At 68.0% G+C, this 14,387-nt stretch carries 10 protein-coding genes; 6 read left to right on the forward strand and 4 right to left on the reverse strand.

Features of this window, described 5'->3' with window-relative positions; all coding sequences use genetic code 11:
* Positions 1-122: 122 nt before the first annotated feature.
* Both V8201_RS02995 and V8201_RS03000 read left to right on the forward strand, forming a co-directional pair.
* The gene (locus V8201_RS02995) at positions 123-2,585 is read left to right on the forward strand and encodes a glycoside hydrolase family 3 protein (RefSeq protein ID WP_373276445.1); all 2,463 of its coding nucleotides are present in this window, start codon (positions 123-125) and stop codon (positions 2,583-2,585) included.
* Positions 2,582-3,562 carry an alpha/beta hydrolase gene (locus V8201_RS03000; RefSeq protein ID WP_373276446.1) on the forward strand — a complete coding sequence of 327 codons (981 nt, stop codon included), beginning with the start codon at positions 2,582-2,584 and terminating at the stop codon, positions 3,560-3,562. The genes V8201_RS02995 and V8201_RS03000 overlap by 4 nt, the downstream gene beginning before the upstream one ends.
* A gap of 331 nt (positions 3,563-3,893) precedes the next feature.
* Here the strand turns inward: V8201_RS03000 and V8201_RS03005 are convergent, their stop codons facing one another.
* Both V8201_RS03005 and V8201_RS03010 read right to left on the reverse strand, forming a co-directional pair.
* Positions 3,894-6,752 (reverse strand): TIM-barrel domain-containing protein, encoded by a 2,859-nt coding sequence (locus tag V8201_RS03005; RefSeq protein ID WP_336544439.1) that lies wholly within the window; start codon positions 6,750-6,752, stop codon positions 3,894-3,896.
* Between the two features lie 133 nt (positions 6,753-6,885).
* Positions 6,886-8,475 carry a DUF5597 domain-containing protein gene (locus V8201_RS03010; protein WP_336544440.1) on the reverse strand — a complete coding sequence of 530 codons (1,590 nt, stop codon included), beginning with the start codon at positions 8,473-8,475 and terminating at the stop codon, positions 6,886-6,888.
* A gap of 421 nt (positions 8,476-8,896) precedes the next feature.
* Here V8201_RS03010 and V8201_RS03015 point away from each other — a divergent pair, with 421 nt between their 5' ends.
* From V8201_RS03015 to V8201_RS03030, 4 genes are all read left to right on the forward strand, one after another.
* Complete coding sequence (locus V8201_RS03015) at positions 8,897-9,394, forward strand: methylated-DNA--[protein]-cysteine S-methyltransferase (protein WP_336544441.1); 498 nt, start codon at positions 8,897-8,899, stop codon at positions 9,392-9,394.
* A 215-nt stretch (positions 9,395-9,609) separates the two neighbouring features.
* Positions 9,610-10,959, forward strand: coding sequence for a dicarboxylate/amino acid:cation symporter (locus V8201_RS03020; protein ID WP_336544442.1), 1,350 nt, complete (start codon positions 9,610-9,612; stop codon positions 10,957-10,959).
* Positions 10,960-10,968: 9 nt separating this feature from the next.
* Entirely contained in the window at positions 10,969-12,462 is a 1,494-nt protein-coding gene (locus V8201_RS03025) for an alginate export family protein (protein WP_336544443.1), read from the forward strand.
* A gap of 60 nt (positions 12,463-12,522) precedes the next feature.
* A complete protein-coding gene (locus V8201_RS03030; protein WP_037533202.1) occupies positions 12,523-13,299 on the forward strand; it encodes an enoyl-CoA hydratase in 777 nt (258 codons plus the stop codon).
* Here V8201_RS03030 and tmk read toward each other — a convergent pair.
* Complete coding sequence (tmk, locus tag V8201_RS03035; RefSeq protein WP_336544444.1) at positions 13,296-13,940, reverse strand: dTMP kinase; 645 nt, start codon at positions 13,938-13,940, stop codon at positions 13,296-13,298. The two genes, V8201_RS03030 and tmk, sit on opposite strands and share 4 nt — an antisense overlap.
* A 98-nt stretch (positions 13,941-14,038) precedes the next feature.
* Complete coding sequence (locus tag V8201_RS03040; RefSeq protein WP_037532673.1) at positions 14,039-14,317, reverse strand: chorismate mutase; 279 nt, start codon at positions 14,315-14,317, stop codon at positions 14,039-14,041.
* Positions 14,318-14,387 lie beyond the last annotated feature (70 nt).

Below are 14,387 nucleotides of genomic sequence, written 5' to 3' on the forward strand. Positions count from 1 at the left end.
GGCCGAGGGTGGCGGGATGCGGCCACACGCTTACCCGCCACGGACATTGTCAACGTTGACAAGGGCGTCCCGGCACGGTCTTGGTTCCGCTGTCAAAAAGGCGTGCGCGCAGGGAGAGAATGATGGCTTTGAGGTTCGCTACGGCAGGTGCGGCGATGGCGCTGATCGCAGGCGCGATGCCGGCGCTGGCGCAGCAACAGGCCGCGCTGCCCGCCGCCGCGACCGCGCATCCCGATCAATGGCCGGTGCTGCCGATGCAGCTGAAGCAGGACCCGAAGGTCGAGGCGCGCGTCGCCGCGATCCTCGCCAAGATGAGCATCGAGGACAAGGTCGGCCAGCTGATCCAGGTCGATATCGCCAGCATCACGCCCAAGGATCTCGAGACCTACAAGCTCGGCTCGATCCTCAACGGCGGCAATTCGGCGCCCAACGGCGATGAATTCGCCCCCGCGCCGGAATGGCTCAAGCTGTTCGACGCCTTCTACGACGCCTCGGTCAAGCGCAGCGACGGTCGTCCGGTGGTGCCGGTGATCTGGGGCACCGATGCGGTGCACGGCGCCAACAATATCGTCGGCGCGACGCTGTTCCCGCATAATATCGGCCTTGGCGCGATGCGCGACCCGGCGCTGATCAAGAAGATCGGCGCGGTCACCGCGCTCGAGACCGCCGCCACCGGCATCGACTGGAGCTTCGCGCCGACCGTCGCGGTGGTGCAGGACGACCGCTGGGGCCGCACCTACGAAAGCTATTCGGAGGATCCGGCGATCGTCGCCTCTTATGCCGGCCAGATGGTCGAGGGCATCCAGGGCACGATCGGGCAGGACTTCATGAAGCCCGGCCACGTCATCTCCTCGGTCAAGCATTTCCTCGGCGACGGCGGCACCGGTGGTCATGACCAGGGTGATACGCGCGTGTCGGAGACGGTGCTGCGCGACGTCCACGCCGCCGGCTATATGACCGCGCTGCCCGCCGGTGCGCTCACCGTGATGCCGAGCTTCTCGAGCTGGAACGGCGAGAAGATGACCGGCAACAAGAGCCTGCTCACCGGCGTGCTCAAGGATCGCTGGGGCTTCCAGGGCTTTACCATCGGCGACTGGAACGCGCACGGGCAGGTGTCCGGCTGCACCAACGAGGATTGCGCCCCCGCGATCAATGCCGGGCTCGACATGTTCATGTACTCCGGCCCGAAGTGGAAGGAGCTCTACGCCAATACGCTGCGCGAGGCGAAGGCGGGAACGATTCCGGCCGCGCGGCTCGACGATGCGGTGCGTCGCATCCTGCGCGTCAAGGTGATCGCCGGCACGTTCGACAATGGTCGCCCCTCGGCGCGGCCGATGTCGGGCAAGTTCGCGCTGCTCGGCGCGCCCGAACATCGCGCCATCGCGCGGCAGGCGGTGCGCGAGTCGCTGGTGCTGCTCAAGAACAACGGCAACGTGCTGCCGGTGAAGCCGGGCGCCAACATCCTCGTCGCCGGCCGCGGCGCCGACGACATCGGCCAGCAGGCCGGCGGCTGGTCGATCACCTGGCAGGGCACCGACGTCACCAACAAGAATTTCCCCAACGGCCAGTCGATCTGGTCGGGGATCGACGCCGCGGCGCGGGCGGCCGGCGGCAAGGCGACGCTCGCTGTCGACGGCGCCTTCACCGCCAAGCCCGACGTCGCGATCGTCGTCTTCGGCGAGACGCCCTATGCCGAATTCACCGGCGACCGTCCGAGCCTGGAGTACAGCCCGGACGACAAGAGCGACCTCGCGCTGCTCAAGAAGCTCAAGGCGGCGGGCGTGCCGACCGTCGCGGTGTTCCTCTCGGGCCGGCCGATGTGGGTCAATCCCGAGATGAACGCCGCCGACGCCTTCGTCGCTGCCTTCCTGCCGGGCACCGAGGGCGGCGGCGTCGCCGACCTGCTGATCGCCGGCAAGAACGGCCGCCCGGTCGCCGACTTCCACGGCAAGCTGAGCTTCAGCTGGCCCAAGCGGATCGACCAGAACGTGCTCAACAAGCGCGATCCCGGCTATGACCCGCTGTTCCCGATCGGCTTCGGCATGACCTATGCCGATCACACCACGCTTGGCCGGCTCGACGAGACCAAGCCCAAGGTGTCGGCGGCGGATCAGAACGCGCTGTTCGTGCGCGGCCGTGTCGTCGGCGGTGCGCGCATCGGCCCGAGCGGCGCGGTGGTCCAGACGCGCACCGATCGGCGCGGGCAGGAGGATAGTCTGCGTCTCGCCTTTAGCGGCGCCGGCAGCGTCGCGATCGAACAGGCGACGCCGATCGACCTGACCCGCGAGACCAACGGCGACCTCAGCCTGATCGTCGAATATCGCGTCACCGCCGCGCCGGCGGGGACGGTGACGCTCGACGTCGCCGATACCGCCAAGACGGCGACCGTGCCGCTGACCGGGGCGATGCGCGTCGGCGACTGGACCAGCGTCGCGGTGCCGCTGCGCTGCTTCGCCAATCAGGGGCTGACGATGGGCAAGGTGACCAAGCCGTTCGCGCTGACCAGCAGTGCCGCGCTCGGTGTAGACGTGTCGACAATTCGCATCGGCAGCGCGACCAACGCCATCGCCTGCGGTGGCAAGTGAGCGGCGCCGACTGGTCGCGGCGCGGGCTGATCGGCGGCGCAACGCTGCTGACGCTCGCCGCCGCCGCGAGCGGAGCGGGCGCGCAGACCGCGGCGGGCGAGGAGGTCGTGCCGCTGTGGCCGGGGCGTATTCCGGGCGCGCGCGGCACCGCGATCACCCGCAAGATCGAGCAACGCTCGAAGACCGCGGGCTTCGACGACCGCTGGGTGACCGGGATCGACGCGCCCGCATTGGTCGTCAAACGCCCGGCGCGCGCCACCGGCGCGGCGGTGCTGCTGGTGCCGGGCGGCGGCTATGGCTTCCTCTCCTACGACAATGAGGGCGTCGAGCAGGCACGCTGGCTCAATGCGCTGGGCGTCACCTGCTTCATCCTGCTCTATCGCCTGCCGGGCGAGGGCTGGAACGACCGCCGGCTGGTGCCGCTGCAGGACGCGCAGCGCGCGATGCGGCTGATCCGCAGCCGCGCGGCGAGCTTCGGCGTCGATCCCACGCGCGTCGCGGTGCTCGGCTTTTCGGCGGGCGGTCATCTCGCGGGTTCGCTGGCGACTCGGCATGGCGAGGCGACCTATGCCCCGATCGATGCCGCCGACCGTCTGTCGGCGCGCCCCGATCTCGCCGGGCTGATCTATCCGGTGATCAGCATGGACGCGGCGATCACCCACCGCGGCTCGCGCGACAATCTGCTCGGGCCGACGCCGGATGCGGCGACCGTCGCGGCCGCCTCGGTCGAGCGGCGCATCACGGCGGAGACGCCACCGGTCTTCCTCGTCCACGCCAGCGACGACGACACGGTGCCGATCGCCAACAGCCTCAACATGTATGCCGCGCTGCTCGCCGCGAAGCGCCCGGCCGAGTTGCACGTGTTCGACGAAGGTGGCCATGGCTTCGGCACCCGCCTCGCCAAGACGATGCCCGCCGCGGCCTGGCCGACGCTGTTCGCGGCCTATGCGCGGCGCAAGGGGGTGTTCGCGGGGTAGCGGGCAGGCCGTCGGTCGGCCGTCGGTTATCTCGTCCAGCATTCCCGCGGTCACGATGCGTCTTCGAAAATCCGTCCGGCTCAAATCAGGCCCACCCCGGCGGAGGCCGGGGTCCAGTTGGGTGAAGGTCGGCAACAGTATCCGACGGTCTGCCCATCTGGATCCCGGCCTTCGCCGGGATGGTCGAAAAAGCCGCTGAGTATTCCCGCGAAGGCGGGAATCCAGTGGCCAAGCAGAGCGCCCGCTTGTGGCGGAAGACACTGGGCTCCCGCCTACGCGGGAGCTCAGATCACCTGTGAAACGCTCTTCGCCTCCGAGCGGGCAGGGCGCCTTACTTCATCCGGATCGTCACCGGCTTGCCGCTATACGTCACCCGCGTCGCGCCATTCTCGGTGAAGTCGACCGGCTCGGCCTTGCCCGGCGTGTGGAAGCGTACCGACATCGCGCGGGTCGCGGGCATGCCCGGATAGTCCCCGGTGCGCGCGCCGATCGTCAGCGTGCGGCTTGCCTCGTTCCACGCCACCGGCACGCGCGCGTACTTGCCCTTGGCATAGCCCTGCGAGACACCGTCGTCCTCGTACAGCGAGAAGGCGCCGTCCTTGCCGGTGAAGACGTGGAGGACGATCGGCCCGCCCGGCTGTTCGCGCGCATATTGCACCGCCGGCCCGGTCGGCAGGATCGCGCCGGCGCGAACGAACAGCGGCATCCGTTCATAGGGTGCCGCCGCGGTGATCGCCTGACCGCCGGCATAATGCTGGCCGGTGGCGAAATCGTACCAGTCGGCCCCGGCAGGCAGATACACCGCACGCGAGCGCGCCTTGAACGCGGTCACCGGCGCGACGAGGAGATCGCGGCCGAACAGATATTCGTCGTCGACGTTCCACGCCTTGCGGTCGGCGGCATAGTCCATGACCAGCCCGCGCATGATGCTGCCGTCCTTGAAGAACGTATCCGCCGCGGTGGTGTAGATATAGGGCATCAGCCGGTAGCGGAGCTGGTCGTACCAGAGCATCGATGCCGCCATCGCCGGATCGCTCGCGCTCAGTTCGTAGATTTCGCGCTTCGGCGTCTCGCCATGGCTGCGGAACAGCGGGCTCAACGCGCCGAACTGGAACCAGCGCAGGTTGAGCTCGCGCCATTCGGGCAGTGCGGCCGGCTCGGCGTTGGTATAGCGATCCTCGACCGCGAAGCCGCCGATGTCGTGCGTCCAGTTGGGCACGCCCGACATCGACAGATTGACGCCCGCCGAGATCTGGTCGCGCAGATCGTCCCATCGTGCGGCGACATCGCCAGACCAGAGCGCCGCGCTGGCGCGCTGCAAGCCGGCGAAGCCCGAGCGGGTGAGGATGAACGGCCGCGTATCCGGATTGGTCTCGCGCAGCCCCTCGGCGAAGCCGGCGGCATGGACCAGCGGGAAGCTGTTGAAATAGGCGCCGCCCGGCCCGAGCGCATTGGGACCCATGACGTATTTGCGCTCGTCGATCGACAGGTTGGAATGGATGTCGGGCTCGGTCGCGTCCATCCACCAGGCGTCGATGCCGAGCTTGACGAGATTGTCGCGCACCTGGCGGTAGTAGATCTTGCGCGCCTCCGGGTAATAGGGATCATAGTCGGTGTTGAGATAACCCGGCCCGACCCAGTCCTTGTTCTTCAGCTTGAGGTTGCCCTGATACAGGAAGCCCTTGGCGGCGAGTTCCTTGGCATTGTCGGTATTGGGATAGAATTTCGGCCAGACCGAGATCATCAGCTGCGCGTTGAGCTTGTGCACCTCGTCGACCATCCCCTTGGGGTCGGGGAAGCGGATCTTGTCGAACTGGTGGCTGCCCCACTGGTCCTGCGGCCAGTAGAACCAATCCTCGACGATATTGTCGAGCGGGATCTGCCGCTTGCGATATTCGCGCACGACGCCGACCAATTGCTCCTGCGTCTCGTAGCGCTGGCGGCTCTGCCAGAAGCCATAGGCCCATTGCGGCATCATCGGCGCCTTGCCGGTCAGCCCGCGATAGCCGGCGACGACATCGTCCATATCCTTGCCCGCGACGACATAATAGTCGACCGCCTTGCCCGCCTCCGACGACAGCCACAGCGAATGACGATCCGCCTGGGGCAGCGGATCATTGTGGAAGAACGCCATGTAACCGGCGTTGGGCTCCCATTCGATGCGGATCGCCACCGGCTTGCCGGCGGTCATCGGCAGGTCGATATTATGGTACCAGGGGTTCCAGTTCTGCCGCCAGCGGTCGAGCACCAGTTTGCCGTCGGCATAGACCTTGAAATAGCTCGAGCCATAGACGCGGAATTTGTGCGTGCCGGTGATCGTCGGATCGACCGTGCCGGTCCACACGACGCGCTGCTTGCCGACCACCTTGCCGGCGGTATTCTGGCCGCTGTCGGCGGAGGCGACGGTCTGCGCCCTGGCCTCGGCCGGCCAGCGCGCCTGATCCTTGATATATTGATAGTTGATCGTCGCTTCCTGCCGCGTCGCCGCCAGCCGGTCGCCGAGATAATATTGCGCGGTCCAGCCCGGCTTGCCGTTGCTCGCCACCTTCAGCCCGTCGCCGACCAGCGCATAAGGCTTGGGATTGCCGAAGCGGGTGATCGAATTATTGTCCCACAGCAGCCCGTAATTGCGCGTCGAGACGACGAACGGGATGGCGATGTCCATATTGTGCTGGGCGAGTTCGACGTCCTCGCCGTTGTAGTTCATCTGCCGGTTCTGATGCTGGCCGAGGCCGTAGAAGCCTTCGTCGCTGGCGCGGTTGAACTGCTGCTGCGTCGCCAGATAATTTTTGCCCTCGACGCTCGTGCCGAACGCGGCGCGGGGCGCCTCGTCGAGCAGCACCTTGCCCGCGGCGTCGCGAACGGTGAGGTGACCGTCGGACAGGCGGATCTCGGCGCTCGCCTTGGCGAGGCGCAGCGTCACCGCGCCGGCGCTCTCGCTGATCTGCGGCGCGCCATGCGGCTTGGCGACGACCATCAGGCTGTCGGGCAGCGCGAGGTCGGTGCCGGGAACGGCGGTGACGCGGAAACTGTCATCGCCATAAGCGACGACGCGGACGCGCTTGGCCGGACCGCTGTCGGGCGTGACGACGACGCCCTGGTCGATGCGCTGCACCTCGGCGGCGAGCGCCGCGCCGGAAACGGAGACGGCAAGACCCGCGACGGCGCGGGCGAGGAAACGGAAGGTCATCGGTCTGATCCTGATCGGCAGGGAAGAGAAATCCGTCCGCCCGGAGCCTGTCGAAGGGCAGGGCCACCGGCGCGGGGTCGCCGGTGGATAGCGGGGCTTCGACAGGCTCGGCCCGGACGGAACATCGGGGAGGCTAGCGATAGGTGCCGAGCGTCACGCGCAGCAGCGTCGGCTTGGTCAGGTTGAGGCCGTAATCCGTCTGGTCGCCGTTCCAGACGCGCAAGGTCGTCCACGTTCCGGCGGCATCGAGGCTGCCTTCCTCGACGCTGAGATACTGGCTGTTTTCGCCCTTGACCGCACTCGCCCGGTCGAATTTGACGCGGACGTCGGAGCCGGCGAGCAGGAACTGGTCCGGCCCGAGCTGCGCCACCGCGACGCCGCCGACCGGCTGGTCGCGGGTCGGATTGGGATCGGACTTGAGCCATTGCGAATCGCGGTCGCCGAACTGCCACTGGCCATATTGCGCGGTGATCGTCCAGCGGCCCATCGTGCCGGTCTCGTCGCTCGCGTCGGCGGGCTTGGCGCTGCCCCAGGTCGGATGCGCCAGCGACATCTTCGCCCAGCCGCGCGCGTTCGGCGCCATCAGCGCGAACTTGTCGCCGAAGGCGGCGACCGTCGCCGCGTCGATCACCTTGCTGCCGAGCGGATAATTGACATAGCCGGTATCGTCGAAGCCGAACGGCGAGAAACCGATGCCGCCATGGCCAAGCACCGGCCACAGATAGCGCGCATAGGCGACGGCATTGCCCGTCTCCGGGATCATCAGCGCATTGTCGGGGCGGCCGTAGAGCTTGAGGAAGGCGGCATAGGTCTTGGGATCGGCATTGTAGAGATCGGGCGCGACGACATCGAGATGCGGGGCGGCGGCCTTCCACACGTCGATGATCGTCCAGTTCGGCCCGCCGCTCGCGCCGCCGTCCTCGCCGGGCGTCGCGAACGGGCTGCCGACCGCGGCATTGGCGTACATCGGCAGGTCGAGCACCGCCCGTCCCGCCGCGGCGATCTCGTCGACATAGCGCGCGACGTACCAGCCGTTGAACGCCGCCTCGGCGAGCTTGCCATAGACGGTCGTCCAGTCGCCGCGCTTGCCGGTCGTCTTGGCGAGGGCCGCCGGCACCGGCTGGCGGAACAGCGCCTGCGCCGTAGGCGACAGATCGCGGTTCTGACCATAGACGCCGGTCTCGTTCTCGACCTGCACCATGATGACGCGGTGGTCGGGATCGTTCGCCTTGAGATGCTGCATCAGCGCCACGAAAGCGCGCTTGTCCGCCTCCAGCGTGGTGCGCGCATGCGGGGTGAAGGTCGGGTGGGTCGAACCATCCGCCTTGCGCATCCGCGGGAAGCGCCTGGGATCGCTCTTGACCCAGGCGGGGGTATAGCTCGGCCCGGTGTTCTTCCAGGTGCCGAACCAGAGCAGCACCAGCCGCGTGTCATGCGTCCGCGCGCCGGTGAGCAGGGCGTCGACATAGGAGAAGTCGAACTGCCCCTCGACCGGCTCGACCTGTTCCCAGGCGACCGGAATTTCGAGCGTGTTGGCGTGGATCCGCTCGACCATCGGCCAGACCTTGGGCAGCATGCCGGCGTAATTGCTGCTGTTGTTCGCCTGGATGCCGAGCATCAGGAAGGGTGCGCCGTCGACGAGCAGCGCGTGGCGGCCATCGCGCGCGATGATCTTGGGCAGCGGCGCGGCGGTCTGCGCCGCGACCGGTTGTCCAGCCAGCATCGTCGCCAGCAAAGGCGCAGCGAGCCACCGCGCAGTCCTGCCCATCATCGTCATCCTCCCGGTTCGCGTCGGCCGCCGCGGCGTCCGTCTGTTATGGTGGCGCTACCAAAGCGCGGCCGGAATGTCGATAAGTAAGACATAAGGTCATGGTCGTAGATGCGCGGGCAGGGGGCAGGAAAGCGTTGATATGCGGTGTTTATGACCGCTGCCGTGGTGTCGCTGCCGATCGTCGCGGAGGCTCGCGCGAGCTGTTCGGACCAGCGCTGATGTCGGACGATTGCTGCTTCGTGATATTATGTGGCCGAGTGGCAGGAAGACCGCACCGCCGCGATCATGCCGGTGCCGCGATCGCTGCTCTGTCGCTACCGTGCCTTGCAATCCCCCAGTCCCGCGCGGCCGCCGCTGCTGCTATACCGCTGCCATGCCGCTCGCCACCGCTTCGCTCGAATCGCCCGTCGGCACGCTGACGCTGGTCGCGAGCGACGTCGGGCTGGTTGCGGTGCTGTGGCCCGATGACGATCCGCGAAGGGTCGCGCTCGAGCCGGCGACGGCGGCAGAGGATCACCCGATCCTCGTCGCCACGGCGGGGCAGTTGCGCAGCTATTTCGATGGCGGCCGCAGGACGTTCGACCTGCCGCTCGACTGGCGCGGCACGGCGTTCCAGCGCGAGGTGTGGGCGGCGCTGCTGACCATCCCTTATGGCGAGACGCGCAGTTACGGCGCGCTGGCCCGCGCGATCGGACGACCCGCGGCATCGCGGGCGGTCGGCGCCGCGAACGGACGCAACCCGCTGTCGATCATCGCACCCTGCCACCGCGTCGTCGGCAGCACCGGCCAGCTTACCGGCTTCGCCGGCGGGCTGAAGGCGAAGGCGACGCTGCTCGCGCTGGAGCGCCGGGCGGGCGAGTTGCCGCTGTAACGCAGCGCTGTGCAACTTTCGGCACACATTCGCCGCGACGCTCCCCGACCATCGCGCCAACTGTCGCCGCGGTGATCGCTAAGTCACTGTAATACAATGATCTTAATCATTCGCGGTGGTCATTGCCTGCGGCGGGCGGGACACGGCATTCTCCTGCGACGCTCCACGGCCAGCAAGAGCCGGTACGCGCCGTTACAGAGGATGAAAGGCATCTCATGAGCATCACCGTCGCCGCGACGCCGTCCGGAGGTCCCGTCGCACCGCCCGCCGCCAGGCCGTGGTACAAGCAGCTGTACCTGCAGGTGCTGATTGCGATCGTCGCCGGCGTGCTGCTCGGCCATTTCGCGCCGCAGACCGGCGAGGCGATGAAGCCGATCGGCGATGCCTTCATCAAACTGGTCAAGATGGTGATCGCGCCGGTGATCTTCCTCACCATCGTCACCGGCATCGCCGGGATGCGCGATCTCGGCGCGGTCGGCCGCGTCGCGGGCAAGGCGTTCCTCTATTTCCTGTTCTTCTCGACACTGGCCCTGATCGTCGGCCTGATCGTCGCCAATGTCGTCCGGCCCGGCGCGGGGCTCAACATCGATCCCGCCAGCCTCGACACGAGCAAGGTCGCCGAATTCGCCGAGAAGGCGCATGAATCGACGATCACCGGCTTCCTCACCGGCATCATCCCCGACACCTTCCTGTCCTCGTTGACCGAGGGCAATATCCTCCAGACGCTGTTCGTCTCGATCCTGTTCGGCATCGCGCTGGCGCTGATCGGTGATCGCGGCACCAAGGTGCTGCACGTGCTGGAGGATATCTCGCTCGCCTTCTTCAAGGTGGTCAGCATCGTCATGAAGGCGGCGCCGATCGGGGCGTTCGGCGCGATGGCCTTCACCATCGGCAAATATGGCGTCGGCACGCTCGCCAATCTCGCGCTGCTGGTCGGCACCTTCTACTTCACCTCCCTGCTGTTCGTGCTGGTCGTGCTCGGCGTCGTCGCTCGGCTGTGCGGCTTTTCGATCCTGCGGCTGATCGCCTATCTCAAGGCGGAGCTGCTGCTGGTGCTCGGCACCTCCTCGTCGGAAAGCGCGCTGCCGGCGTTGATCGAGAAGATGGAACGCGCCGGCTGCCCCAAGTCGATCGTCGGGCTGGTCGTGCCGACCGGCTATTCGTTCAACCTCGACGGCACCAACATCTACATGACCTTGGCGGCGCTGTTCATCGCGCAGGCGTGCAACGTCGACCTGACGCTCGGCCAGCAATTGCTGCTGCTCGGCGTCGCGATGCTGTCGTCGAAGGGCGCGGCGGGGGTGACCGGGGCGGGCTTCATCACGCTCGCCGCGACCCTGTCGATCGTGCCGAGCGTACCGGTCGCCGGCATGGCGCTGATCCTCGGCGTCGACCGCTTCATGAGCGAATGCCGCAGCCTGACCAATTTCATCGGCAATGCGGTGGCGACGGTGGTCGTCTCGCGCTGGGAGGGGCGGCTCGACCACGCCCAGCTCGACGCCGCGCTGCACGGCCGCGCGTTGCGCGTCGATCAGCTTCCCGCCGACGCCGTTCCCGCCGCCTAAGGACCGATCATGATCTACCGCAGCTGCGCCCTCGCCGGCGCCACCGCCTCGCTCGTCCTCGCGACCGGCGCGATCGCCCAGACCAACGTCCCGCCGAGCGAAGCGGGGCAGACGCGCAATCCGGCGACGCCGACCGTCACCAGCTACCCTTCGGCCGCGGCCGGCGACGGCGCCACCACCAACGGCTTCAACCTGTCGCGCTGGGCGGAGGATTGGAGCAGCTATCGCGATCCGGCCAAGCGCCATGATATCCTCGACCGGCTCAAATTCCTGCCGATCGATGCCGATGGCGACGTCTATCTGACGCTGTCGGGCGAGGCGCGGCTGCGGGTGAACCACACCACCAACCCCAATCTGCGCGATTCGCGCGCGCAGCGGCAGGACATCAACCGGCTGGTGGGAGGTGCCGATCTCCACGTCGGTCCGCATTTCCGCGCCTTTGCCGAGATCGCACATGGCGGCATCTCCGGCGTCGAACTCGGCGTGCCCGCCGCGACGTTGCGCAACGACCTCGTCGTCCAGCAGGCGTTCGTCGAGGGGGATGCCGAGGTTTCCGGTGTCGCGATCGGCGCGCGCTACGGGCGGCAGGAATTCACCGACGGCGCCAATCTGCTCGTCTCGCAGCGCGACAACAATACGATCCGCTACACGCTCAACGGCATCCGTGCCTGGGCCCGCGGCCGCCGCGTGCGCGTCGACCTGTTCGACCTCAAGCCGACGCAATATGGCGATCTCGGCGCGGAGGACGACATCAGCGATCCCGCCCGGCGCTTCTCCGGCGTGACCTTCGGCTTTGCCGCGCCGACGCACTGGTTCGGCGGCTCGAAACTCTATGTCGATCCGTTCTTCTGGCGGCGGCGCAACAGCGTCGGCGCGTGGGGCGGGCGGATCGGGCCGGCGACGCGTTATTACGCCGGGACGCGTCTTTATGGCGATGCCGGGCCGTTGACGATCGACTGGACGGTCAACCACCAGTCCGGCCGCTATATCGATCAGGATATCGACGCCTGGCAGATCTTCCTCGCGCAGACCTATCGCCTCGGCAAGCCAGCGACCGCGCCGCGCATCGGCATCCACTTCGATTATGCGAGCGGCGGTGGCGGCTATGGCAACGGCAAGCTGCGCGACGCCTATGCGCCCTTCGGCAACAACATCTATTACAGCTATGGCTTGTTCCTCACCGCATCGAACCTGATCGCGGTCGCGCCGAACGTCACCGTCTCGCCGCTCAAACGGGTGCGCGTCACCGCCGAATATCAGCTCGCCTGGCGCGACAGCGTCACCGACGCGGTCTATCGCGCCAACGGCCAGCCGTTCGCGGGGACGCAGCGCATCGGCGATGCCAAGATCGGCGACGTCATGCGCCTGCAGGCGATCTGGGCGATCAGCCCGCGGCTGTCATTCACCGGCCGCTACGAGCATCTCGCCGCCGGCCCGTCGCTGAGCAAGGCCGGGTTCAAGAGTTCCGACTTCATGGCCGGCTGGCTGAGCTTCCGCTTCTGACCGTTCGGGATGGACGTTGCCGCGGTCACGCGCCAAGACGCGCGGCAAAAGGAGAGCCCGATGTCCGACTATGCCACCATCCTCGTCGAACGGCGCGAGCGCGTCACGCTGATCACGCTCAACCGGCCGGAGGCGCTCAATGCGCTTAACGCACGGGTACTGGACGATCTGCTCGCCGCGCTCGCCGACTTCGACGCCGACGACGGGCAGGGCTGCGCGGTGCTCACCGGCAGCGCCAAGGCCTTTGCCGCGGGGGCGGACATCAAGGAGATGCAGCCGCTCGACTTCGCCGCCGTCTATGGCCGCAACCACTTTTCGGGCTACGAACGGCTCACCGCGACGCGCAAGCCGATCATCGCCGCGGTCGCCGGCTATGCGCTCGGCGGCGGCTGCGAGCTGGCGATGATGTGCGATTTCATCCTCGCCGCGGAGACCGCCAAATTCGGCCAGCCCGAGATCAAGCTCGCGGTCAGCCCCGGCATGGGTGGGTCGCAACGGCTGGCGCGCGCGGTCGGCAAGGCCAAGGCGATGGAAATGTGCCTGACCGGCCGGATGATGGACGCCGCCGAGGCGGAGCGCGCCGGGCTGGTCAGCCGCATCGTTCCCGCCGCCGATCTGGTCGAGGAGGCGGTGAAGACCGCCGCGACGATCGCGGCGATGGCGCCGCTCGCGGTGCTCGCCAACAAGGAGATGGTTAACGCCGCGTTCGAGACGACGCTGGCGCAGGGCGTCCAGTTCGAACGGCGGCTGTTCCACGCCCTGTTCGCCACCGCCGACAAGCAGGAAGGCATGGCCGCCTTCGTCGAGAAGCGTCCGGGCGCCTGGACCGGCCGCTAGCCGGCGCGCGCGAGAAAGCGTTCGGCGGCGGCGAGCGCCTGCGCCTGGACCGCGCCGGGCGCGCCGCTCGCGTCGATCACCGCATGGCGATCGGGCGCGGCGTTCGCCTGGGCAAGGAACGCCTCGCGGATGCGCTGATGGAAGGCGAGGTCGAGGCTTTCGAACCGCCCTTCGTCGATCGCCCCGTCGCTCAGGCGCTTGCGGCTGCGCGTCAGGCCGATCGTCGGATCGACGTCGAGCACCAGTGTCAGGTCGGGCCAGAGATCGTCGGTGACCGCGGCATGGAGGTCGCGGATCAGCGCCTCCGACATGCCGCGTCCCGCGCCCTGATAGGCGAGCGTCGAGCCGACGTAGCGATCCGAGACGACGACGCGTCCGGCGCTGACCGCGGGCAGCACGACGCGCGCGACATGCTGGACGCGCGCCGCGGTCATCAGCAGCAGCTCCGCGCGCGGATCCCAGGTCGCGTCCTCGCCGGCGAGCAGCAGGCTGCGCAGCGCCTCCCCCTGCGGCGTGCCGCCCGGTTCGCGCGTGCCGACCACGTCATGGCCGCGCGCCTGCAATCCGGCGACGAGCCGGCGGACGACGCCGGTCTTGCCGGACCCGTCGACGCCTTCGACCGCGATGAACACGCCCGCCATCAGCCGCGGCTCCCGGCGGGACCGGGGCGGGGGCAGGGGGCGCGGCCCGGCAAGGGGCGGAGAGGATTGGACAGGGCTGGCACGGGATCGTGGTGCGCTCAGCCGGCCAGTTGCTGGTGGTGGCGGATCACCTCGTCGATGATGAAGCGCAGGAACTTCTCGCTGAACTCGGGGTCGAGCTCCGCCTCTTCGGCGAGCCGGCGCAGCCGGGCGATCTGCCGCTCCTCACGGCCGGGATCGGCGGCGGGCAGGCCGCTCGTCGCCTTGTGGCGGCCGACCGCCTGCGTCACCTTGAACCGCTCGGCGAGCAGATGGACGAGCGCCGCGTCGATATTATCGATGCTCTTGCGATACCCCTGCAACACGTCGTCGCTCACGCCTGGCTCCTCCGGTCGGCCCGTCGCCTCCATGGTATGTGTTGCGTCTGCGAGCAAGGCTTGCGTTCGC

This window comes from Sphingomonas kyungheensis (assembly GCF_037120395.1).
GTDB classification, from domain to species: domain Bacteria; phylum Pseudomonadota; class Alphaproteobacteria; order Sphingomonadales; family Sphingomonadaceae; genus Sphingomonas; species Sphingomonas kyungheensis.

Excerpts from the sequence above, each read along its gene's own strand:
- V8201_RS02995 (WP_373276445.1), top strand. The coding sequence starts at position 123 with ATGGCTTTGAGGTTCGCTACGGCAGGTGCGGCGATGGCGCTGATCGCA.
- V8201_RS03005 (WP_336544439.1), bottom strand. The coding sequence starts at position 6,752 with ATGACCTTCCGTTTCCTCGCCCGCGCCGTCGCGGGTCTTGCCGTCTCC.
- V8201_RS03010 (WP_336544440.1), bottom strand. The coding sequence starts at position 8,475 with ATGCTGGCTGGACAACCGGTCGCGGCGCAGACCGCCGCGCCGCTGCCC.
- V8201_RS03015 (WP_336544441.1), top strand. The coding sequence starts at position 8,897 with ATGCCGCTCGCCACCGCTTCGCTCGAATCGCCCGTCGGCACGCTGACG.
- V8201_RS03020 (WP_336544442.1), top strand. The coding sequence starts at position 9,610 with ATGAGCATCACCGTCGCCGCGACGCCGTCCGGAGGTCCCGTCGCACCG.
- V8201_RS03025 (WP_336544443.1), top strand. The coding sequence starts at position 10,969 with ATGATCTACCGCAGCTGCGCCCTCGCCGGCGCCACCGCCTCGCTCGTC.
- V8201_RS03030 (WP_037533202.1), top strand. The coding sequence starts at position 12,523 with ATGTCCGACTATGCCACCATCCTCGTCGAACGGCGCGAGCGCGTCACG.
- tmk (WP_336544444.1), bottom strand. The coding sequence starts at position 13,940 with ATGGCGGGCGTGTTCATCGCGGTCGAAGGCGTCGACGGGTCCGGCAAG.